The 20901-nt window shown below is 58.5% G+C and carries 22 protein-coding genes; 15 read left to right on the top strand and 7 right to left on the bottom strand.

The annotated features are described in order from the left end of the window. Nucleotides 1–5 precede the first annotated feature (5 nt). The 6 genes from F6S08_RS15620 to F6S08_RS15595 are packed head-to-tail and all read left to right on the top strand — an operon-like array spanning nt 6 to nt 6442. Nucleotides 6–923, top strand: coding sequence for an ABC transporter permease (locus tag F6S08_RS15620; protein ID WP_065926125.1), 918 nt, complete (start codon nt 6–8; stop codon nt 921–923). A gap of 9 nt (nt 924–932) precedes the next feature. Then, entirely contained in the window at nt 933–1835 is a 903-nt protein-coding gene (locus tag F6S08_RS15615) for an ABC transporter permease (RefSeq protein WP_315871847.1), read from the top strand. A gap of 32 nt (nt 1836–1867) precedes the next feature. Beyond that, nucleotides 1868–2884, top strand: coding sequence for an ABC transporter ATP-binding protein (locus F6S08_RS15610; RefSeq protein ID WP_065926123.1), 1017 nt, complete (start codon nt 1868–1870; stop codon nt 2882–2884). Continuing rightward, nucleotides 2881–3870: an oligopeptide/dipeptide ABC transporter ATP-binding protein gene (locus F6S08_RS15605; protein WP_315871846.1), complete on the top strand. Its 990-nt coding sequence runs from the start codon at nt 2881–2883 to the stop codon at nt 3868–3870. Before F6S08_RS15610 ends, F6S08_RS15605 begins: the two co-directional genes overlap by 4 nt. Beyond that, nucleotides 3867–5291: a M20 family metallopeptidase gene (locus F6S08_RS15600; RefSeq protein WP_065939601.1), complete on the top strand. Its 1425-nt coding sequence runs from the start codon at nt 3867–3869 to the stop codon at nt 5289–5291. The genes F6S08_RS15605 and F6S08_RS15600 overlap by 4 nt, the downstream gene beginning before the upstream one ends. Next, the gene (locus tag F6S08_RS15595; protein WP_315871845.1) at nt 5288–6442 is read left to right on the top strand and encodes a M20 family metallopeptidase; all 1155 of its coding nucleotides are present in this window, start codon (nt 5288–5290) and stop codon (nt 6440–6442) included. Before F6S08_RS15600 ends, F6S08_RS15595 begins: the two co-directional genes overlap by 4 nt. A 34-nt stretch (nt 6443–6476) precedes the next feature. On the opposite strand, the gene F6S08_RS15590 is transcribed toward F6S08_RS15595, so the two are convergent. From F6S08_RS15590 to F6S08_RS15580, 3 genes are all read right to left on the bottom strand, one after another. Beyond that, the gene (locus tag F6S08_RS15590) at nt 6477–6899 is read right to left on the bottom strand and encodes a hypothetical protein (protein ID WP_315871844.1); all 423 of its coding nucleotides are present in this window, start codon (nt 6897–6899) and stop codon (nt 6477–6479) included. A gap of 47 nt (nt 6900–6946) precedes the next feature. Beyond that, nucleotides 6947–7411 (bottom strand): transketolase, encoded by a 465-nt coding sequence (locus tag F6S08_RS15585; RefSeq protein WP_065947787.1) that lies wholly within the window; start codon nt 7409–7411, stop codon nt 6947–6949. Between the two features lie 128 nt (nt 7412–7539). After that, the gene (locus F6S08_RS15580) at nt 7540–8556 is read right to left on the bottom strand and encodes a 1-aminocyclopropane-1-carboxylate deaminase (RefSeq protein WP_065926117.1); all 1017 of its coding nucleotides are present in this window, start codon (nt 8554–8556) and stop codon (nt 7540–7542) included. A gap of 198 nt (nt 8557–8754) precedes the next feature. Between F6S08_RS15580 and F6S08_RS15575 the strand changes: the two genes are divergently transcribed. Continuing rightward, the gene (locus tag F6S08_RS15575; RefSeq protein WP_065926116.1) at nt 8755–9264 is read left to right on the top strand and encodes an Lrp/AsnC family transcriptional regulator; all 510 of its coding nucleotides are present in this window, start codon (nt 8755–8757) and stop codon (nt 9262–9264) included. A gap of 7 nt (nt 9265–9271) precedes the next feature. Here the strand turns inward: F6S08_RS15575 and F6S08_RS15570 are convergent, their stop codons facing one another. Further along, the gene (locus F6S08_RS15570; protein ID WP_315871843.1) at nt 9272–10252 is read right to left on the bottom strand and encodes an AraC family transcriptional regulator; all 981 of its coding nucleotides are present in this window, start codon (nt 10250–10252) and stop codon (nt 9272–9274) included. 188 nt (nt 10253–10440) lie between these two features. On the opposite strand from F6S08_RS15570, the gene F6S08_RS15565 reads away from it, so the two are divergent. After that, nucleotides 10441–11619: an aldo/keto reductase gene (locus F6S08_RS15565; protein WP_065926114.1), complete on the top strand. Its 1179-nt coding sequence runs from the start codon at nt 10441–10443 to the stop codon at nt 11617–11619. Nucleotides 11620–11797: 178 nt separating this feature from the next. After that, nucleotides 11798–12508, top strand: a complete 711-nt coding sequence (locus F6S08_RS15560; protein ID WP_170252189.1) for a hypothetical protein — start codon at nt 11798–11800, stop codon at nt 12506–12508. Nucleotides 12509–12550: 42 nt separating this feature from the next. On the opposite strand, the gene F6S08_RS15555 is transcribed toward F6S08_RS15560, so the two are convergent. Next, entirely contained in the window at nt 12551–13444 is an 894-nt protein-coding gene (locus F6S08_RS15555) for a LysR family transcriptional regulator (protein ID WP_065947789.1), read from the bottom strand. 100 nt (nt 13445–13544) lie between these two features. Here F6S08_RS15555 and F6S08_RS15550 point away from each other — a divergent pair, with 100 nt between their 5' ends. The 3 genes from F6S08_RS15550 (at nt 13545) to F6S08_RS15540 (ending at nt 17126) form a co-directional block, all read left to right on the top strand. Continuing rightward, nucleotides 13545–14714 (top strand): mandelate racemase/muconate lactonizing enzyme family protein, encoded by a 1170-nt coding sequence (locus tag F6S08_RS15550; RefSeq protein ID WP_065939592.1) that lies wholly within the window; start codon nt 13545–13547, stop codon nt 14712–14714. A 102-nt stretch (nt 14715–14816) separates the two neighbouring features. Further along, on the top strand, nt 14817–16124 hold the full coding sequence (dctA, locus tag F6S08_RS15545; protein ID WP_315871842.1) for a C4-dicarboxylate transporter DctA: 1308 nt from the start codon (nt 14817–14819) through the stop codon (nt 16122–16124). A gap of 123 nt (nt 16125–16247) precedes the next feature. Beyond that, on the top strand, nt 16248–17126 hold the full coding sequence (locus F6S08_RS15540; RefSeq protein WP_027603414.1) for an oxaloacetate decarboxylase: 879 nt from the start codon (nt 16248–16250) through the stop codon (nt 17124–17126). Between the two features lie 53 nt (nt 17127–17179). Here the strand turns inward: F6S08_RS15540 and F6S08_RS15535 are convergent, their stop codons facing one another. Continuing rightward, nucleotides 17180–17767 (bottom strand): TetR/AcrR family transcriptional regulator, encoded by a 588-nt coding sequence (locus F6S08_RS15535; RefSeq protein ID WP_065926110.1) that lies wholly within the window; start codon nt 17765–17767, stop codon nt 17180–17182. Between the two features lie 100 nt (nt 17768–17867). Between F6S08_RS15535 and F6S08_RS15530 the strand changes: the two genes are divergently transcribed. Both F6S08_RS15530 and F6S08_RS15525 read left to right on the top strand, forming a co-directional pair. After that, nucleotides 17868–18626, top strand: coding sequence for an SDR family oxidoreductase (locus tag F6S08_RS15530; protein ID WP_315871841.1), 759 nt, complete (start codon nt 17868–17870; stop codon nt 18624–18626). A 122-nt stretch (nt 18627–18748) separates the two neighbouring features. Continuing rightward, nucleotides 18749–19483, top strand: a complete 735-nt coding sequence (locus F6S08_RS15525; RefSeq protein ID WP_315871840.1) for an NADPH-dependent F420 reductase — start codon at nt 18749–18751, stop codon at nt 19481–19483. A 66-nt stretch (nt 19484–19549) separates the two neighbouring features. Here F6S08_RS15525 and F6S08_RS15520 read toward each other — a convergent pair whose 3' ends face one another. Beyond that, on the bottom strand, nt 19550–19960 hold the full coding sequence (locus tag F6S08_RS15520) for a winged helix-turn-helix transcriptional regulator (protein WP_074845758.1): 411 nt from the start codon (nt 19958–19960) through the stop codon (nt 19550–19552). An 88-nt stretch (nt 19961–20048) separates the two neighbouring features. Here F6S08_RS15520 and F6S08_RS15515 point away from each other — a divergent pair, with 88 nt between their 5' ends. Beyond that, nucleotides 20049–20897 carry an SDR family oxidoreductase gene (locus F6S08_RS15515; protein ID WP_315871839.1) on the top strand — a complete coding sequence of 283 codons (849 nt, stop codon included), beginning with the start codon at nt 20049–20051 and terminating at the stop codon, nt 20895–20897. Nucleotides 20898–20901: the final 4 nt, after the last annotated feature.

Genomic DNA, 20901 nt, shown 5'->3' with positions numbered 1-20901 from the left:
TTGCCATGCTTGGATTCCTTCTGCGCCGCCTGGGCATCGCCATTTGCGTTGCCATTACCGTGTCGGTGATCAGCTTTTCTCTTTTGCACCTGTCCGGCGACCTCGCCACTGCCATTGGCGGACCGGAAGCCACCAGCGAACAGATCGAACAGATTCGCGTGCAGTACGGCTTGAACAAACCGCTGCCGACCCAGTACTTCAACTGGCTGGGCGATTTGCTGCGGCTGGACCTGGGCAACTCGTTTTTCTTTCAGGAATCGGTCTACAACCTCGTCGCCAGCCGCTTGCCGATTACCCTGGGGCTGGGTGCCATGGCGCTGGGGATCGCCTTGCTGGTGGCCATTCCACTGGGCGTGCTGGCCGCAGTCAAACGCGACACCTGGGTTGACCGGCTGGCCTTGAGCATCGCGGTGCTGGGCCAGGCGATGCCAAGTTTCTGGTTTGCGCTGATGCTGATCGTGGTGTTCGCGGTGACGCTCAAGTGGCTGCCGGTGTCCGGCAACGCGACCCTGTTGCACTTCGTCATGCCGGCCATTGCCCTGGGCTACTACGCGACGCCGGCAATCATGCGCCTGACCCGCGCCGGCATGCTTGATGTGCTCAGTTCCGATTACATCCGCACCGCCCGCGCCAAGGGCCTGCGCCCCACCCGCGTGCTGTTCAAGCATGCACTGCGCAACGCGCTGATTCCGGTCGTCGCGCTGGCGGCGGTGGAGTTCGGCTTCATGCTCGGCGGCTCGGTGGTGATCGAAACCGTGTTCTCCCTGCAAGGCATCGGGCAACTTGCCTGGGACGCCATCGCCCGTGACGACTTTCCGGTGGTACAGGCCGTGGTCCTGTTGATTGCGGTGATCTACATCATCCTCACGTTGCTGGCCGATGTGCTCAACGCACTGCTCGACCCGCGTATTCGCGTGCGCTAGGAGGCCTACATGAGCACCCCCACTACCCTCGCGATCAATGACTACCTGCCACCACCGAGCAGCCTGAGCCGAGTGCTTGGCAAGAGCTTGCGTCATCGGGGTTTCGCCATCGGCGCGGTGTTGTTGCTGATTATCTTCGCAGGTGCACTGTTCGCGCCGTGGCTGGCACCTTACGACCCTTATGCGCAAGACGTGATGCTGCGCATGAAACCACCGGTATGGATGGCCAACGGCACCTGGGAATACGTGCTCGGCACCGACAAGCTGGGCCGTGACTACCTGTCGAGGCTGCTCTACGGCGCACGTATTTCGCTGTTCATCGGCATTGCAGCGGCGCTGATTTCCGGCTTTATCGGCACGCTCATGGGGCTGTTGGCGGGCTACTACGGCGGCAAGGTCGATGGGTTTATCAGCTACCTGATCACCACCCGGCTGGCGATGCCGGTGGTGATGGTCGCGCTGGCCTCGGCCTCGTTGATGGGCGGCTCACTGAAAGTGGTGATCGTGCTGCTCGGCTGCCTGTTATGGGATCGCTTCGCGGTGGTGGTCAGGGCCTCGGTGCAACAGATTCGCGATGCTGAATATGTGGCGTCGGCCCAGGCGCTCGGCTGCTCGACCCTGCGCATTCTGGTGAGTGAAATCCTGCCCAATCTGGTCGGCGCACTGATCGTCGTCGCGACGCTGGAAATGGCCCACGCGATCCTGCTGGAGTCGGCCCTCTCGTTCCTCGGGCTTGGCGTGCAGCCACCGACGCCGTCCTGGGGCCTGATGATCGCGGAAGGCAAACCCTACATGTTCTTTTCCCCGTGGGTTATCGCCATTCCCGGCGTCGCCCTGATGATTCTGGTGCTGGGCATCAACCTCGTCGGCGATGGCCTGCGCGATCTGATCCTGCCCGACGGCCGTAACTGATAGACCGCCGTAACTGATAGAGGGAACCGAACATGGCACTACTCCATGTAGAAAACCTGCGCGTGGACATCCCCATGGGCAACAGCCCGACGCCGGATGACATGCTGCATGCCGTACGCGGCCTGAGTTTTGAAGTCGAGCGCGGTGAAATGCTGTGCATCGTCGGGGAATCCGGCTGCGGCAAATCCCTGACCTCGCTGGCGTTGATGGACCTGTTGCCACGCAAGGCCAAACGCACCGCGTCCCGGCTGACGCTGGACGGCATCGACATGCTCGGCCAGAGCGAGCGGCGCATGTGCGACCTGCGCGGCAACCGCCTGGCGATGATCTTCCAGGAGCCGATGACCTCGCTGAACCCGGCCTACAGCATTGGCGATCAACTCAGCGAGGTACTGACCCAGCATCGCAAGGTCTCACGCAAGGAGGCCCTGGCGCGCGCCGCGCAGATGCTGGAGAAGGTCGGGATCAGCAATGCCACCGAGCGCTTGCGCCAGTATCCGCATCAACTTTCCGGCGGGCTGCGCCAGCGGGTGATCATCGCCATGGCATTGATGTGCGAACCGGACCTGATCATCGCTGATGAGCCCACCACGGCGCTGGACGTGACCATTCAAGCGCAGATCCTGCGCTTGATCCGCGACATTCAGAAAGAACTCGGCCTGGCGGTGATCTTCATCACCCACGACCTTGGGCTGGTGGCACGGATCGCCGACCGGGTCGCCGTGATGTATGCCGGGGAAATCGTCGAAACCGCCCCTGCCCTGCAACTGTTCGAGAATCCGCAGCATCCGTACACCCGGGGTCTGCTGGCGAGTATTCCAATCCCTGGCCGGACCAAACCGGGTGAGGCGCTGGGTTCGATTCCAGGCCTGGTGCCGAGTCTGGTCGGCGAACAGCAAGGGTGTGCGTTCCGCAATCGTTGCAGTCAGGCGATCCCGGCCTGCGCGCAAAACATCCCCGAAGTCGAACAGGACGGGCACATGGCGCGCTGCCTGTTCGCCGCCCCGGCCCCGGCACCGATTCGCCTTCAGGAGCGTGCAAGGTCATGAAAAAAGATATCGCTTTGGAGCTGTGTGACATCCGCCGTGAGTTTCGGGTCAACCAGGGTTTTTTCAAACCCGCCGCCACCCTGAAGGCCGTGGATGGTGTTTCCCTGCGCCTGATGCGTGGCGAGACCCTCGGTCTGGTGGGCGAGTCCGGTTGCGGCAAAAGTACCCTGGCCAAGATGCTGCTCGGTCTGTTGCCGCCCACCAGCGGCGACGTGTTGGTCAATGGCAAACACCTGGCGGCGACTGATCGCAAGGCAATGTCCCGGCATATCCAGCCGATTTTCCAGGACCCGTATTCCTCGCTGAATCCACGCAAGACCCTGCGCGAAATCGTTACCCTGCCGCTGATCGTGCATGCCATCGGCAGCACCGCCGAGCGCCGCAGGAAGACCGAAGCGATGCTTGATGTGGTCGGCCTGCCCAAACGGGTGATCGACAGCTACCCAAGCCAGCTGTCCGGCGGGCAACGCCAGCGGGTGGCGATTGCCCGGGCGCTGATCATGCGCCCTGACGTGTTGATCTGCGACGAGCCCACCTCAGCGCTGGATGTGTCGGTGCAGGCGCAGATTCTCAATCTGCTGCAGGACCTCAAGCGTGAATTCGGCCTGACCTATCTGCTGATCAGCCATAACCTGGCGGTCATCGAACACCTCGCCGACCGGGTCGCCGTGATGTACCTGGGGCGCATCGTCGAAGAACGCACGCGCGAATCGTTGTTCGCGGAGCCCGGTCACCCTTATACCCGTGCCTTGCTGGATTCGGTGCTCACGCCCGATCCGCGCCTGGGCATTCCCGAGATCGGCCTGCACGGCACCTTCCCCAACCCCATGTCACCGCCGTCCGGCTGCGCTTTCCATCCGCGCTGCCCGAGCTGCCTCGCCCCCTGCAAAACGGCCTACCCGGCCAATGGTCCGCTTATCGGCGGCAACGTGCGTTGCCACCTTCACGACACTTCTGCCCAAACACTGGAGCTTGTCCACTCATGAGTCGTTCACTGGCTATCAGCAACACCACAGCACAATTCGACAATGGCGAGTTTTTCAATCTGCTCCAACGCAGCGTCGCCTTGCACACCGAAAGCCAGGCAGCGGACAGCCAGCCCGAGCTGTATCGCTACCTCAATGAGTTCATCACCCCACATGTCGAGGCGATGGGTTTCAGCGTCAAGATCTATGACAACCCAGTGGCCGAGCGCGGCCCCTTCATGATCGCCACGCGCATTGAACACCCGGACCTGCCGACCGTGCTCAGCTACGGCCACGGTGATGTGGTGCGCGGCTATGAGGCGCAATGGCGCGAAGGCCTGTCGCCGTGGCACGTCATTGCCGAAGGCGATCGCTGGTACGGCCGCGGCACGGCGGATAACAAAGGCCAGCACCTGATCAACCTGACCGCGCTGGAACAAACGCTCAAGGCGCGCGATGGCCAACTGGGTTTCAACGTCAAGCTGCTGCTGGAAATGGGCGAAGAAGAAGGCTCGCCGGGCCTGAACGCATTCTGTGCCGCGCACAGCAAAGAGCTTGCGGCGGATATTTTCATCGCCTCGGACGGCCCGCGCCTGGCGGCATCACGCCCGACGATTTTTCTCGGCTCGCGCGGGGTATTCAACTTCGAGCTGGTGGTCAATTTACGTGAAGGCGCCCACCACTCCGGCAACTGGGGCGGGTTGCTGGCCAATCCCGGCATCATCCTGGCCAATGCCATCGCGAGCATGGTCGATGAACACGGTCGGGTGAAAGTGGCGGGCCTGATGCCCGAGACACTGCCGGAGCCGGTTCGGCAGGCGCTGGCCGATATTGCCGTGGGTGGCGGACCGGGCGATCCGGACATCGACGCCAACTGGGGTAACCCGGCGCTTTCGCTGAGCGAAAAGGTGTTCGGCTGGAACACCCTCGACGTCATCGCCTTCAAGACCGGCAACCCAGACGCCCCGGTGCATGCGATTCCCGGCAAGGCTAACGCCCACTGCCATATCCGCTTCGTGGTCGACAGCGACTACACGACCTTTATCCCGGCGGTACGTACCCACCTGGATGCGCATGGCTTCAGCAATGTCGAGGTCAAGCAAAGCCGCATCGATGTGATGCATGCCACTCGGCTGGACCCGCAGAGCCCTTGGGTCGATTGGGCGCTCGGCTCCCTGGCACAGACCACCGGCAAAAAACCTGCGCTGCTGCCAAACCTCGGTGGTTCGCTGCCCAACGATGTGTTCGCGGACGTGCTGGGCCTGCCGACATTGTGGGTGCCGCACTCGTACCCGGCCTGTTCACAACATGCGCCGAACGAACACTTGCTGGCGCCGGTGGTCAAGGAAAGCCTGCAAATCATGGCCGGGCTGTTCTGGGACCTGGGCAACGATGCGGCACGCCTGACCCGGGAACATCAGTTACGGGAGCAGGCGCAATGAGCGCCACGCCACAACAGGCCCTGGACTGGCTAGCCGACCAGCGCCCAGCCATGGAAGCACTGCTGCGGCGCATCGTCGACACCGACTCCAACAGCTATGACAAGGCGGGTGTCGACGCCGTGGGCGCGCTGCTCGCGGCTGAACTGGAGGCCGACGGCATCCTGCTCAAGCGCATCCCGGTCGAGGGTTTTGGTGACGTGCTGCTCGCCGAAGTGCCAGGCGATTCTGGAAAACCGGTGCTGTTGCTGGGCCATCGCGACACGGTCTTCCCCAAGGGCACCACCACGACTCGCGGCTACAGCCGCGACGCCAACCTCGCCTATGGCCCCGGCGTCGCCGACATGAAAGGCGGCCTGGTGCTCAATTGCTTCGCGCTCAAAACACTCAAGCGCGCCGGCCGGTTGCCCTATCCGGTGCAGGTCCTGTACACCGGCGACGAAGAAATCGGCTCCGGCAGCGCCAGGCCCCATATCGAAAACGCCGCCCGTGCCGCCCGCGCCGTGCTCAATACCGAACCCGGCCGGGCCAGCGGCAACGTGGTCAGCGCACGCAAAGGCGGGGCCACGCTGATCATCGAAGTCAGCGGCCGCGCGGCGCATGCCGGGGTCAACCATGCCGACGGGGCCAGCGCCATCGAGGCCCTGGCACGCAAGATCGTCAAGCTGCATGCCTTGACCGATTACCCGGCCGGCATCACCACTAACGTTGGACTGATATCCGGTGGTACGTCGAGCAACACCGTCGCGCCCAGCGCCTGTGCGCGGCTGGACGTGCGCTTCATCGAACTCAAGCACTGGGATCGGATCTTCAGCGCAATCCAGGCCATCGTCGCCGAAGAAGAACTGATCGGCACCCGCGCCGTCCTCAAGGAAGCGACGACCTTTCTACCGATGGAAGCACGCCACAGCGAACGACTGCTGCACCTCTACCAACAAAAAGCACTGGCATTGGGTTTCAGCGTCGAAGGCGAATTCACCGGCGGTTGCGCCGACTCCGGCTTTACCGCCAGCCTGGGCGTTCCAACCCTGTGCGGGCTCGGCCCGGTGGGTGGCAAGGTCCACACCGATCGTGAATACCTGGAGCTGGACACCCTGGTACCTCGCGCCCTGGCCCTGGTGGCGACCATTCTGGCGGTCGGCGACAGCGTTTGAGGCCATGGTTTTCTACGTGTGGTCCCCGACAGGTTCACAGGCAGCTCCCGGCGCTGTCGGGTATCGTTTCAAGGTAACGGGAATAGCTCACTCGGGCGAAGTTTTTGACCTGTTCTACTGCTGCAATCACCGAACATTCGGCCGACACGTCTGGCGCTATGGAGTAGAGGCATCGCTTACCCATGGAAAGGCTATGCAATACACGTTCATCCAGTTCACCGAGCACGACAAAAGAACAGTCACTCCTGGCCACTTGCACATCAACGTGCTTGCCAGGGACGGTGTCCACCGCATCGACATGGAGCAGCGCAACATTGTCAAAACAGCTGAACCCTTGATGAATCAAGTCAATATGAGCGCTATCAAGTCCGCACACGATGACCACGATGCGCGTGCAACTTGATGGCTCGCGCATCCACCTCATTGCGTTGGGACGACAATCGACAGCTTGGCTCATAAGCGATGCCTTTATGGTTCCAACAGGCGAATGGACCAGGTCATTGGTTAAATGACGCCGCGTGCCTGCAACACGCTTTTCGCCAGGCTTCGGGTCGCCGCTAACACAACCTCCACCTGTTGATCCATCTGTGCAGTGGAGGAGGCTACTTCTCCAAGCTCGACCACGCGCAGCGGATGACCAAAGACGGACCCCAGCCACGTCATGCCGCAATCCGTGCCAGTTTCGACATCCAGTAAAAAGCTGCCGTGGGAGACGCCGCGCAACAGTTGGCTGGCATGGCACGCGTAGGCCCCGTCGGACGGCTCCGGGCTGGACCCGACCTGCAACCAGTCGAGCCTCAACGCCTCGGACTGTTTGATGGCTAGATAAGCCACCTGGTCCCACTCATCTATCGCCACATGCAGCTTGTCGATCATGTACGGGGGCAACGCGGCGCTGGTAACGATCACTACTCCGGCATCCGCCGAAGGCTCCTTGATCCAGACTGCAGATTGCGTTATCGCATGCATGGCGGTACTTCCGGCGGTTGGATAGGAGCAACGTGCTCCGGGTGGCGATTCGACGATGGGGTCGTGACATTCAATATTGATGCCGACTCACCCATCGCTTCGTGAGCTCCCTGGTTTTTTGGCGTTAATCAGCCGTTGCGAAACAGGAAGCTGTAGGCATTCAGCGCAGGCGCCCCACCCAAGTGCGCATACAGCACTTTGGAGCCTTCGGGAAACTCACCACGGCGGACCATTTCAATCATCCCGTGCATGGATTTGCCTTCGTACACCGGATCGGTCAGCACACCTTCCAGGCTCCCGCACAAACGAATGGCTTCCAGCGTGCCTTCGTTGGGCAAACCGTATTCCGGGTAGGCAAAACGTGTATCGAGCACCACGTCGTCTTCGGTGATCTCACGGCCCAGTTCCACCAACTCTGCGGTGTGCCGGGCGATACGCAGGATCTGCGCCTTGGTTTGCTCCGGCTTGGCCGAGGCATCAATGCCGATAACGTTCTTCGAACGGCCGTCCGCGGCGAAACCGACGACCATGCCGGCCTGGGTACTGCCGGTCACAGAGCAGACCACGATGTAGTCGAACGTGAACCCCAGTTGTTTTTCCTGCTCTCGCACTTCCTCGGCAAAGCCGACGAACCCAAGGCCGCCGTAGGGGTGTTCGGAACAACCCGCCGGTATCGGGAACGGCTTGCCACCCCGCGCCACCACATCGTCCATGGCCTTCTCCCAGCTGGGCCGAATGCCGATATCGAACCCGGCGGCGTCCAGTCGTACCTCGGCGCCCATGATGCGAGACATTTCGATATTGCCAACGCGGTCATATACCGCATCGGAGTAGTTCACCCAGTTTTCCTGCACCAGCACGCACTTCATGCCCAGGTGAGCGGCAACGGCGGCCACCTGGCGGGTCTGGTTCGACTGGATGCCGCCGATGGAAACCAAGGTATCGCAGCCTTGCTCGAGCGCTTCGGGAATCAAATATTCGAGCTTGCGCGTTTTGTTCCCGCCGAAGGCCAGGCCACTGTTGCAGTCTTCACGTTTGGCATACAGCTCGACCTTGCCACCCAGGTGTTCACTGAGGCGCTTCAAGGGCGTGATGGGAGAAGGACCGAAGGTCAACGGATAACGTTTAAAACGATTCAGGTTCATGACGCTGCTCCTTGATTACTGGACATCAAAGCGCCAGACCGAAAGGCAAAGGTTGCCTTCCAGGTTCTTTCAGACGGGCTTCGATGAGTTCAATATTAAGAAGATTTCCAAAAAGATGTGTTGCAAACTTCTACCACTTAAAGAACTATAATTTCTCGCTATAAATATCAAACATACTTTAATTGCGAATAAACAGTCATGAACGCAATAAACACTCGCAAGAAGCCAAGTGTATCGGCCCCGGTGCCGCAGCCGCTGGATCGAACCGACCGCGCCATTCTCAAGGCCCTGCAGCGAGATGCCTCCATCTCCAATGTGGCGCTGGCAGAGAAGGTGAAATTGAGTGCACCGGCGTGCCTCAGGCGCGTCGAGCGGCTCAAGCAAGTCGGCCTGATCAAAGGCATAGTCGCGCTGCTCGACAATGTCGCGCTGGATGCGGGGATGGTGGTGTTGATCGGCGTGGTGCTGGACCGCTCCACACCGGAATCCTTCGCCGCATTCGAGGCAGCCGCACAAAAAGTGTCCGGCTGCATGGAGTGCCATGTGGTGACGGGGGAATTCGACTACTTCATGTTGATACGAACCAAGGACAGCAACAGTTTCAACCGGCTCCACGCGGAACAGTTGCTTTACCTGCCTGGGGTTCGCCAGATTCGATCGTTCATGGGCTTGCGTCAGGTCTTGTCGACCACCCACATTCCTCTTTGAAGCGTCGCTAGTCGAGCAGTCCGCCCTGCTCCCGTACGTGCTTGATGTCTCTCGAGGGCGGGGCTCCGAAACGCCGGGCATATTCACGGCTGAATTGAGCGACACTTTCATAGCCGACGCGCAACGCGGCGGTGTTCACGTCAACACGATCGGTCAACATCAGGCTGCGTGCGGCTTGCAGCCGTAACGCCTTTTGATACTGAACAGGGCTGGTGCCTGTCAGCTTGCGAAAACTGTGATGCAGCGTAGAGCTGGCCATTCCTGATCGTTCGGCGAGATCGGCCACGTGCAGCGGTTTGTCGTAGTGATGTTTCAGCCATTCAATGGCTCTCACGATGCCCTTGTCTCGATAACCGTCGCGGGTGACGCTGCGCAGCCAGTGCCCTGCACTACTTAGCAATAGCCGAACGCATATTTCCCGCTTGATCAGATCCGACATCAAGCCTGCTTCAAGCGGCCGTTCGATCAGCGTAGCGAGTCGAGCGAATGCGTCGAGCATCTCACTCGACGCCGCACCGGATACGAAGCCTCGCGCTTCAGTAGCCATTTCCTGCGCAGGCGGTTCCAAGGTCTGGATCACCTCGTTGAGCATGGAAAGGTTGAGCTTCAACACGACGGATAAATAGGGGGTTTCCTCGCTGGCAGCGGTAACACGGGCCAGTGTGGGGATGTCGACCGACGTGACGAAGAACGCCCCCTGCCCGAACTCACAGGCCTCCTCACCGAACGTGATCTCCTTCGCGCCCTGCAGAATGATGGCCACGCAAGGCTCATAAATGCAGTAAGTGGGCGTACCCAGGTCAGCCATTCGATAAAAGGCCAGACCTGGAATCGATGTTTTGCAGACCTCGTTCAAACCAATCTGCCGGGTGACTTTTTCGATCAGCCGCCTGAGTGCCTGGAGACGCTCGTTGGGCTGTATGGGATCGCGCAACGCCAGAGAATGCAGATGGCCGGAACCGAACTGCGAGAAGGAACCGCTCGTCATTACATGCGCCCCTGTTTACGGAATGTTCGAGTCTGCTGAGAGTGCGTGACCAACACAAGCGCATCGGCAGGATTGTGCAAAAAATATGGCGTATTAGGGTCACCCGGCCAACCCTCGTTGTTCTAACTTCCAGTACGAATACCGGCTTCGATGATCCCGTGAAACCTCGGTCGCGAAAGGAACGTTGGATGGACAGACGAGATTTTCTTACTTACTCGGCAGTGGGTACTGTTGCAGCCGCTTTGCTGCCAGCCTCGAGTGTCGCCAGTTCGGCAGCCCCAGCGCCCTCTTTACTGACAGAGCGCGGGAGCGTGATGCGTACTGAAGGCCGGCCAGTGCGCACAGGCCTGCCCCTCAATTCACCCTCGCCTACCCTGCGATACATGACGCCTCAACGCTTTGGCATGGGCGGGACACAGATTGGCAATATCTTTGCGCCGCTCAGCGACGAGCAGGCGGGCCTGGTTCTACAGGCCGCCTGGGACGCGGGTGTAAGGCTTTACGACACGTCGCCGTTCTACGGGTTTGGTTTGAGTGAATATCGGGTAGGCCGCTTTCTGCACGGCAAACATCCGAACGACTATGTGGTCTCCACCAAGGTAGGACGCGTTTTGACTGCCGCGGGTGGCCCCCGCGCGGACCATGCCATCTGGAAGTCACCCGCGCCCTTCAACTACCGGTATGACTACACCGCGGCAGGCGCACGGCGTTCCGTGGAAGACAGCCTGCAGCGGCTGGGGCTGCCGCGTATCGATATCGTGTTTATCCATGACATCTCGCCCGATAACAGCGAACTGGAAGGCGGTTGGGAAGCGGCGTATCGCATTGCGCGCACAGGGGCGATGGTTGAGCTTGAAAAGATGCGTGATGAGGGGCTCATCAAGGCATGGGGCTTCGGCGTCAATACGCCGAATGCTGTGGTCCAGGCAATGGCCGGTGATGACCCGACTCCCGACATCGTGTTGCTTGCCTGCCAGTATTCGCTCCTTGAGCACAGCGATGCGTTACGCAACACCTTTCCGGCGTTGAGCAGGAAGGGCACCAGCGTTGTGGTTGGAACACCACTGAACGATGGATTCCTGGGAGGACGCAGCCGATACAACTTCAGTCTGGATCTGCCTGCCGGAGCGGTGGAAAAGCGCGCGCGAATCATGGCGGTTGCCAAACGACATGGCATCGACATTCATACTGCCGCCCTGCAGTTCGCGGCAGCACATCCGCAAGTGTCAGCGATCATTCCGGGTGCCCGCACGCCGGGGCAGATCGTTTCCAATGTGCAGGCGATGAAGGTCGGTATCCCGGCAGCCTTTTGGGAGGAGCTCAAGAGCCGGAACCTGATCGATGCCCAAGCACCGGTCCCTTCCTGAGCAGGGTCTACGCCCGTGCAACCTACTGATGTGGCGCTATCGTCGCTGGCCTCATTTAACCCGAAACGTATCTTCCTGGTTGCAGCAACGCTGCAGATAGCAGCCGCTTGATCTGCCTGTTCCAGTAAACAAACTGCGCACGCGTCCAACTAAAAACACTCGTCCAAGGCCGTAATAAATGAAGATACGCACGTCTTTCATGATTTTAGGCGGCCTGCTTGCGCTGTCCGGCAGTGGCTACTTACTCGCCGACACACTCGCGCTGAGCGTTACATTGCCGGCTCCACTCCCACAGCTAAAGGTGCTGACACTCCTTATAGGTATACACCTGCTCGGCATGTGCTTCGGTCTCGGTGGGGCGACGATGCTGGACCTCTGGATCCTGCGTTGGATGCGCCGGGGCAGCCTCCCGGTTGAAATCGGACGCACCTTTCACTTCATCAGCGACGCGGTCACTATTGGACTCTGCCTCCTGTGGCTTTCAGGCCTTGGTTTCCTTGCCCTTTACGCGATGGAGTCGCCGGAAAAGTTTGAAAACCCCAAACTCTGGGCGAAAGTCATTGTGGTGATCGTCCTGACCATCAACGGAATAATCATCCACGCGCTTGTGCTGCCAGAAGCCCTACGCGACCTGAGTCGCCCCCTGCTCTTTGGCGTATCCCGCAAAAGAGCGGCCTTGTTTCTCGCCTCCGGTGCAGTTTCGGGGGTGTCTTGGTACACGGCTTTTGCCTTCGGCATTTTTCGGGAGTTAAACAACAGTGTCACCTTCACCCTGCTGGTCATCATGTGGCTTACGCTGATAGTCGCCGCCTCTCTCGCCGCAATGCTGCTCTGGTTAAACTCTGCCGCGGGAACCAGAAAACCTCCGTCGCTCAGTCATCCGACGTGAAGATAAAGACCCGCTTGGGCATTGCGCGTAACTGAGCGCTCGTCATGTGGGAGCTTGGGGGTCACTACCCGCCCGGCTCCAAAACTCTTCAGCAGATTGACTGAGGATTGCTTTCGGGCGGGTCAGATGAATTTCCAGAGGTATGTCCCAGCTTTCGTCGAGCGCTCTGACTAAGCGCCCATCAAGAACTTCCTGCTCGGTAAGGCTCTTGGGCAGCCACGCCACACCTTTGCTTTCCAGGGCCATGGACATGAGTACCGCTGCAAGGTGGCTGCTGAAAAGCGGCTTGAGGTGAAGGTAATCTTCCTTGCCACGCAACCTGTGGGCGACGATACGTCCCAGTCCAGACTCATGGGTGTATGCGAGGTATGGCAATGCCGCGGGTGAGGTGCCGAAGTGAGTGGAAGCACTCGCAAGCGGAACGAGGACGTCCTCCCCCACCTTCTTGCTGGTGAACTGATCAGGCGCCAGTAAAGGCGGAACGTCGGGATGGCGGTGGCAGAGCAGGAACTGAACCTGACCATGTATCAGCATCTGCTCACAGACGGCCATGCTGTCCGAGTGCAGTTTCACTGCCTCAATGGGGGCACCGTTTTCTGAGCTTCGAAGCCACTTGGGAAAAAACGTAAACGACAGCGAATGAGTTGCCGCGAATTGCAACGACTTGGCGGCGATTCCTGCTACCTCTTGAGCCTCGTTGCGCATCCTGTACAAGTGTCGGGCCGCTTCCTGAGCACTGGGCAAAATTTGCCTTCCGGCCTCGGTAAGGGTTGCGCCTTGTGGTGTGCGCACAAACAACTCGACGCCCATCCAATTCTCCAGTGAGCGTACTCTTCGACTGAAGGCTGGCTGAGTAACATGGCGTGCCTCAGCGGCACGGACAAAGCTGCCGTACTCCGCAAGCGCTGAAAGATCTTCAAGCCAAACGAGTTCCAAGGGGCCATGCCTCCTGTGCATAGGGTCCGGCATTAATAGCATTGGGCGGGTGACATCGCAAAGCATAACGTGGGGCCACAAACAACAAGAGGAGCCCGTCATGCGTATCGTAGACATCCGTGAAAAAACAGTTTCCATTGCCTCCCCAATTGCCAATGCCTATATCGATTTTTCCAAGATGACCTGCTCGGTCGTCGCGGTCATCACCGATGTGATTCGCGATGGCAAACCCGTCATCGGCTACGGTTTCAACTCCAATGGCCGCTATGGCCAAGGCGCTCTGATGCGGGATCGTTTCCTGGCGCGTATCACGGAAGCTGATCCTGACACGCTCGTCGACCATGAAAACAACAACCTGGATCCGTTCGCCATCTGGAAAACCCTGATGACCAACGAAAAGCCAGGCGGCCACGGCGAGCGCTCGGTCGCGGTTGGCACCATCGACATGGCTGTATGGGATGCCGTCGCCAAGATTGAGGGCAAACCTCTGTATCGCCTGCTGGCTGACCGCTACCGTAACGGCGTGGCAGATGACAAGGTCTGGGTCTACGCAGCCGGTGGGTATTACTACCCAGGTAAAGACCAGACCAAGCTCAAAGCAGAAATGCAGAGCTATCTGGATCGTGGCTACGACGTCGTCAAAATGAAGATTGGGGCAGTACCGCTGGATGAGGATATTCGTCGCATCGAAGCGGTGCTTGAAGTGGTGGGTGACGGTCGTCGACTGGCGGTCGATGCCAACGGTCGTTTCGATCTACAGACCGGTATTGCTTACGCGGAAGCCATCAAGCAGTACAACCTCTTCTGGTACGAGGAGATCGGCGACCCGCTGGACTACGCACTTCAGGCTGAGCTCGCCAATCACTATGAGCTGCCCATGGCCACCGGGGAAAACCTGTTCTCCCACCAGGATGCCCGTAACCTTCTGCGTCACGGCGGAATGCGCCCTGATCGCGACTTCCTCCAGTTCGACTGCGCCCTGTCCTACGGGCTGGTGGAGTACATGCGCACCCTGAAAGTGATGGAAGACATGGGTTGGTCTTCCCGCCGCGTGGTTCCCCATGGTGGCCACCAGATGTCCCTGAACATCGCAGCCGGCCTGCACCTGGGCGGCAACGAATCCTACCCCGACGTGTTCCAGCCTTTCGGCGGCTTCGCCGACGGAATCAAGGTGGAAAATAGTTATGTCGGCCTGCCGGATATTCCAGGTGTTGGTTTCGAAGCCAAGTCCGCCTTGTACGCAGTCATGCGCGAGTTAGGCGAAGGCTGATCAACCTCGGTCTGCGGTTTCTTTTAAAGGGGCCGCAGACTCAGGCGTCATCCATTGACGCCAAACCACATGCCCATCACAAAAATAAAATGAGGTGCTTCCGTGGAAATGTCCAAGTCCCGCTGGTACAGCCAGCTGTATGTGCAGGTGCTGATCGGTATCGTCATCGGCGCTGCAATCGGTCACTTTGAACCGCAATTCGGAGCCAAGCTTCAACCTTTTGCGGATGGCTTTATCAAACTCATCAAAATGCTGTTGGCGCCGATTATTTTCGGTACTGTCGTGGTGGGTATCGCCAAGATGGGCAGCATCAAGGAGGTCGGGCGGATCGGCGTGAAGGCGCTGCTCTATTTTGAAATCCTTTCAACCATTGCGCTGGTCATCGGCCTTATTGTGGTCAACGTCGTAAAGCCAGGCGCCGGGATGAATATCAACGCTACCACGCTTGATGCCAGCGCTATCGCCAAGTACAGCCAAGCCGCCAGTGAGCAGGGCGGGACTATCGATTTCTTTCTCAACATCATCCCGAGCACCTTCATTGGCGCATTCTCGAATGGCGTCATGCTTCAGGTCATCTTGATTTCGGTATTGATGGGCATCGCCCTCGTTCAAATGGGTGAAACCAGCAAACCGCTGATCAATACCATCGACTTGTTTCTGCAAGGGCTGTTCAAGATCGTGGCAATGGTGATGCGCCTGGCTCCCCTTGGTGCCGGCGCCGGGATGGCGTTCACGATAGGCAAGTACGGCATTGGTACCTTGCTGTCACTCGGCCAGTTGCTGGTCGCGCTCTACATCACCACCTTGATTTTCATCGTGGTCGTACTAGGGACGGTTGCTAGATGGTCAGGCATGCCGCTTATGCAATTTCTGCGTTATTTCAAAGATGAAATTCTCATCACGCTTGGCACCTGCTCAACCGAGGCCGTGCTTCCGCGAATGATGGTGAAACTTGAAAAGCTGGGCTGCAAGAAGTCAGTGGTGGGCATGGTGCTACCCACTGGATATGCCTTCAATGCGGATGGCACCTGCATTTACCTCACCATGGCGGCGATTTTTATCGCACAGGCAACCAATACGCCCCTGACGTTTATGGATCAGATGATTCTGCTGGGTGTCTTCCTGCTGACCTCAAAAGGCTCCGCTGGCGTGGCGGGTGCCGGGTTCATAACCCTTGCGGCAACGCTCACGACCATCCACTCCATTCCGCTGGTAGGCCTTGTCCTGCTGTTGGGCATCGACCGCTTCCTCAACGAAGCGCGTGCCGTGACCAACCTGATCGGCAACGGTATCGGCACCATCGCCATTGCCAAATGGGACAACTCCTTTGACGTCGAAGCCTGCGAGCATGAAATTGCTGCAATGAAACACCAAAAAGCAGTGCGCAAAGCACTGTTGCCGCAAAAGTAATCAGCACAGTTTACCGGTCATTTGCGCATCAACCATGGCCATGACCGGTCGTGATTTCCAGGTCTCGTTCAACGCGGGACGATCCCAACGAAAACCGCGAATGAAGTGGATGGAGCCGAAAAAATGATCGAGCGATCTCATCATGAATTGCGCAAGACGTTTGGTGACTTACTTCACGGAACCGCCTGTAAATTTGCCGCGTCCGTATTCGATCCTATCTCGGTTCGCATGGCATCCGACCTTGGCTTTGAGGTTGCCATCCAAGGTGGTTCCGTCGCCTCGCTTCAAGTGCTCGGGGCACCTGACATTGCACTGCTCACGCTTGATGAGTACGTCGAACAGGTTTCTAGAGTCGGGCGGGCCAGTCAAATCCCAATCATCGGCGACGCTGATCATGGGTTCGGTAACGCACTTAATGTCATGCGAACAGTGACCGAACTTCAGAAAGCCGGGGTTGCCGCCCTGACGCTGGAAGACACCCACCTACCGGCCAAGTACGACGAGCAGTCGAACGTGCTTATCGAAAGGCAAGAAGCCGCAGCCAAGATCTACGCTGCACGATTTGCCCGTTCGGATGATGCGCTCAGCATCATTGCCAGAACGAATGTGGCCGCTACCACGCTGGAAGACTCCATCGCTCGCACTGCGGCCTATCAGAAGGCCGGAGCAGATGCGATTTGCCTGGTTGGCGTTAAGGATTTCCAGCACCTGGAAGCACTCACGGCACACCTCAGCGTGCCAATCATGCTGATCAACTACGGCAATCCGGCCCTGAGCGATGTCGAGAAACTGAGTGCCGCCAATGTGCGGGTCGTGGTCAATGGGCATGCCCCTTATTTGTCCGCAATCAAAGCGACCTACGAGGCGCTGCGCGAACAAAGCGGCACACACGCAAGCGAGCTTTCCCTTCCTGAGCTGCTTTCAAAATACACGCTCTCGGATAACTATCGTGAGTGGGCCAAGACCTACTTGAAGTCAGGGTACGATTCAAATTGCCCCTGAAATAGGCGGGCGGAGTGACCACCAGGTTGCTGGCAATAGGTCTGCCCTAAAGGCTACACGTTTTTCTTCAGGCTCTCGGGGCTGCCAGCGCACAGACCATCCATCACCAGGTTCATCAATCTGGCGAGACGCGAGCGCCATTCACTCTGGGCATCCATTTGCCATATGCCAGCAATGGCTAGAAAGAAATCGTCGTTGGTAATCCCGCTACGAATAGTTCCGGCCTTTTCATTCGCCCTCAAAAGCAACTCGGCGGCGGCCTGGACTGGAGCGTATCCCGATTTCCCTGGGAACTCATAAACAGACGCAGCTTGTTGAATCGCAGCAGCGAGTCCTGCCTTTGTCATTGCGTATTCAGCGAGGCTGTCCATCCATTCCCGCAGGGCCTCCTTGGGCGGTTTTGTCGCGAGAAGCTGTTGCGCCAACGATGCCACCTGTTGCATCTCGAATTGATAGACCTCGAATACCAGTTTCTCTCGGGTGGCGAAGTGGCGATAGAACGTGCCCTGCCCCACCCCGGCCTTCTTCGCGATCGTGCTCAACGCAACCGCAGGATCGCTGGTCAGCTCGAGCACAGCGACTTCCAGTATCCGTTCGCGGTTTTTCTTGGCGTCAGAACGCATCACCAATTCGTCAGTCATGGACAAAGTTTTCCTTCATTGCATTGCTAATCGGACAATTGTCCGGTAATTTTTATCAAGCGGACACTTGTCCGTTTAAGCGTCGTTTCTGGAGTTTACTATGAACAGCACTGGCAACACGATTCTGGTTACTGGCGGCACCTCAGGCATCGGCCTCGGTCTGGCGCTCAGGCTTCACAAGGCGGGCAACACCGTCATCATTGCAGGACGTCGCAAGGCTCTGCTCGACAAGATCGTGTCGGAGCATCCGGGGATTGAATCCGTCGTGCTGGACGTCTGCGATCCACAATCCATCCAGCGCAGCTGCACAGCGCTTGCGACCAGCCATCCGAATCTGAACGTCCTTATAAACAACGCCGGGATCATGCACTGGGAGGATCTGACTGATCCGCAAAGCCTGAGCACGGCCGAAGATATCGTGACCACGAACTTACTTGGCACGATTCGTATGGTTTACGCGTTCACTCCCCAGTTGATCAAGCAGCCCAGTGCAACGATTGTGAATGTCAGTTCGGCCTTGGCATTTGTCCCGCTGCCTGCAACACCTACCTACAGCGCAACCAAAGCTGCAGTTCACTCGTTCACTCAAAGTCTTCGAGTGCAGCTGGAGAGCTCGCCGGTTGAGGTTATAGAGCTTGCGCCGCCGGGGGTGCGTACCACTTTACTGGGGCAGGAAAACGACGAACACGCCATGCCCCTGGAGGCGTTTTTGGATGAAGTCTTCGAACTGCTCGAAATCTCTCCGACCCCACGGGAACTTGTCGTCGAACGCGCCAAGCCCTTACGGTTTGCTGAAGCGAGCGGATCACATGATGAGGTCTTGAAAATGCTTGCGGGCTACAAACCACCGGCAGAATGATGTCAACCGTGTGAGTAGCCTCTGCTGCCATCGCGGTCACCCGATGGCATCTCGCAGCGCCCAGGATTGATCGGCACGGCTTGATAGCTTGATTATTGTTCGTAGGTGAGGATCCAATTGAAATGAAAATCGGAATTATCGGCGCAGGCAACATTGGCGCAACGCTTGCCCGTAAGCTCGCGGCGTGCGGCCATGAAGTCAAACTGGCAAATTCAAAGAGCCCTTATACCCTTGAGAACCTTGCCAACAAAATCGGTGTACACGCGGTGACCAAAGAAGACGCGGTGTGCGACGTGGACGCCGTAATCCTCTCTATCCCCTTTGCAAAGTACCCGGATCTGCGGCAAACATTGAGCAATCTTCCCGAGAAGGTCGTCATCATCGACACCTCCAATTACTATCCAGGACGAGACGGAGCGATCAAAGAAGTGGACGACGGCAAGCCCGAAAGCGTTTGGGTAAGCGAGCAGATTGGCCGCCCGGTGGTTAAGGCATGGAATGCCGTCCTCGCAGCAACGCTTGCCGACCAAGGCCAACCGGTCGGGTCTTCCTCACGCATAGCCTTACCTGTAGCTGGCGGTGACATCAATGCTGAAGCGATCGCGCAAGATCTTGTAGAGGACACCGGCTTCACCGCGCTTGCCGCGGGTAGCCTTGAAGACTCGTGGCGTCAGCAACCCGGTACACCTGCCTATTGCACCGAACTGAAGTTGCCAGCGCTGAAGGCAGCCTTGTGCGCGGCAGATAAGTTGAGGGCGCCTCAAAACCGGGATGCCCTGATGGCCAAGTTCATGACGCCCGGTGGCCATTTCACACACGAGGACATTGTTGCCATGAATCGGGAACTGACCGCCTGACTATCGGATTGGAGGGACTCTTGCCTAAGGTCCCGCGTGAGTGATCAATCAGAGGTCGCAAGCCCGTTATGAAATCTGGCGAGAGCGTTGTTCCTCCAGAATCTTTGGCAGATTGCCTTCGATCCAGTCAACCAGGCCTTCGACATGGCGGGCTACTTCAGTTCCCATAGGGGTGAGGCTGTACTCAACGTGGGGTGGCACGACCGGATAGGATTTGCGCAGGACGAAACCATCGAGTTCCAAAAACTGGAGGGTCTGCGCAAGCATCTTTTCGCTGACGCCTCCAATCTTGCGACGCAGATCGCTGAAGCGATGCGTACCCGCGAGCAAGGCCACCAATACTAATACTCCCCAGCGGCTGCTGACGTGCTGGAGCACGACCCTCGAGGGACAATCCGGGTCGAATAATTCACCGCTGCGCAGTCGGTTGGCCACTGTTGCGGGACGGGTTGCTCCAGAGGGCTCGGAATCCGGCATGCTTACTTACCTTTAGGTACGTACTTACGAAAAGTTAGTTAAGGCCCTACTCTGCCTGTTCTATCACTTTTTGTAAAAGGAACCCCTCATGATCGCCGTCACCGGAGCCACCGGCCAACTTGGCCGCCTCGTTGTCCAGCAACTCAAGCAAAAAGTACCCGCGTCCAACCTGGTCGCGCTGGTGCGCAGCCCTGACAAGGCGAGTGATCTAGGCGTGGAGGCACGTGTTGCCGACTATGACAATCCGCAAACCCTGGTCGCGGCGCTCAGCGGAGTCGACACGCTTCTACTCATTTCCTCAAGCGAAATAGGTAAGCGACTCTCACAGCATCGAAATGTCATCAACGCTGCAAGGCAGGCCGGTGTGAGTCGCGTCGTTTATACCAGTGTACTGCACGCGGATACCTCTTCATTGAGCCTCGCCGAGGAGCATCGACAAACGGAAGCCGAGCTCACAGCATCGGGGTTGGCATTCACGATATTGCGTCATGGTTGGTATACCGAGAACTACACCGGCTTTATCGCTGGCGCGTTATCGGCCGGTGAATTTATCGGCAGTGCAGGTGATGGAAAGATTGCCGCGGCGACACGGGAAGATTTTGCCCAGGCCGCTGCCGTCGTGCTGACCCGCGACGATCAAGAGGGGAAGGTCTACGAGTTGGCGGGTGACAGCGCCTGGACGTTATCGGAACTCGCAGCCGAGGTTTCTCGGCAAACGGGTAGGAACATTCCCTACAAGAACTTGCCTGAAACTGACTACGCCTCTGCGTTAATCAATTTCGGCCTCCCGGAGCCACTCGCACAGGCCCTGGCTGGCTACGATGTCAACGCATCCCAAGGCGCACTTTTCGATGATAGCCATCAGCTTTCGACGCTGATCGGCAGGGCCACGACTTCACTTTCAGCAGCAGTGGCAATCGCGCTCAAAGGGCAATGATCGC

The organism is Pseudomonas sp. JV449, assembly GCF_032424295.1.
Lineage (GTDB): Bacteria > Pseudomonadota > Gammaproteobacteria > Pseudomonadales > Pseudomonadaceae > Aquipseudomonas > Aquipseudomonas marginalis.
The sequence above is the reverse complement of the archived record's forward strand: the minus strand, read 5'-3'. Positions and strand labels throughout refer to the sequence as shown.

Bases quoted from the DNA above. Each gene is read 5' to 3' on its own strand.
- F6S08_RS15620 (WP_065926125.1), top strand. From the start codon at position 6: ATGCTTGGATTCCTTCTGCGCCGCCTGGGCATCGCCATTTGCGTTGCC.
- F6S08_RS15615 (WP_315871847.1), top strand. From the start codon at position 933: ATGAGCACCCCCACTACCCTCGCGATCAATGACTACCTGCCACCACCG.
- F6S08_RS15610 (WP_065926123.1), top strand. From the start codon at position 1,868: ATGGCACTACTCCATGTAGAAAACCTGCGCGTGGACATCCCCATGGGC.
- F6S08_RS15605 (WP_315871846.1), top strand. From the start codon at position 2,881: ATGAAAAAAGATATCGCTTTGGAGCTGTGTGACATCCGCCGTGAGTTT.
- F6S08_RS15600 (WP_065939601.1), top strand. From the start codon at position 3,867: ATGAGTCGTTCACTGGCTATCAGCAACACCACAGCACAATTCGACAAT.
- F6S08_RS15595 (WP_315871845.1), top strand. From the start codon at position 5,288: ATGAGCGCCACGCCACAACAGGCCCTGGACTGGCTAGCCGACCAGCGC.
- F6S08_RS15590 (WP_315871844.1), bottom strand. From the start codon at position 6,899: ATGAGCCAAGCTGTCGATTGTCGTCCCAACGCAATGAGGTGGATGCGC.
- F6S08_RS15585 (WP_065947787.1), bottom strand. From the start codon at position 7,411: ATGCATGCGATAACGCAATCTGCAGTCTGGATCAAGGAGCCTTCGGCG.
- F6S08_RS15580 (WP_065926117.1), bottom strand. From the start codon at position 8,556: ATGAACCTGAATCGTTTTAAACGTTATCCGTTGACCTTCGGTCCTTCT.
- F6S08_RS15575 (WP_065926116.1), top strand. From the start codon at position 8,755: ATGAACGCAATAAACACTCGCAAGAAGCCAAGTGTATCGGCCCCGGTG.
- F6S08_RS15570 (WP_315871843.1), bottom strand. From the start codon at position 10,252: ATGACGAGCGGTTCCTTCTCGCAGTTCGGTTCCGGCCATCTGCATTCT.
- F6S08_RS15565 (WP_065926114.1), top strand. From the start codon at position 10,441: ATGGACAGACGAGATTTTCTTACTTACTCGGCAGTGGGTACTGTTGCA.
- F6S08_RS15560 (WP_170252189.1), top strand. From the start codon at position 11,798: ATGAAGATACGCACGTCTTTCATGATTTTAGGCGGCCTGCTTGCGCTG.
- F6S08_RS15550 (WP_065939592.1), top strand. From the start codon at position 13,545: ATGCGTATCGTAGACATCCGTGAAAAAACAGTTTCCATTGCCTCCCCA.
- F6S08_RS15540 (WP_027603414.1), top strand. From the start codon at position 16,248: ATGATCGAGCGATCTCATCATGAATTGCGCAAGACGTTTGGTGACTTA.
- F6S08_RS15535 (WP_065926110.1), bottom strand. From the start codon at position 17,767: ATGACTGACGAATTGGTGATGCGTTCTGACGCCAAGAAAAACCGCGAA.
- F6S08_RS15530 (WP_315871841.1), top strand. From the start codon at position 17,868: ATGAACAGCACTGGCAACACGATTCTGGTTACTGGCGGCACCTCAGGC.
- F6S08_RS15525 (WP_315871840.1), top strand. From the start codon at position 18,749: ATGAAAATCGGAATTATCGGCGCAGGCAACATTGGCGCAACGCTTGCC.
- F6S08_RS15520 (WP_074845758.1), bottom strand. From the start codon at position 19,960: ATGCCGGATTCCGAGCCCTCTGGAGCAACCCGTCCCGCAACAGTGGCC.
- F6S08_RS15515 (WP_315871839.1), top strand. From the start codon at position 20,049: ATGATCGCCGTCACCGGAGCCACCGGCCAACTTGGCCGCCTCGTTGTC.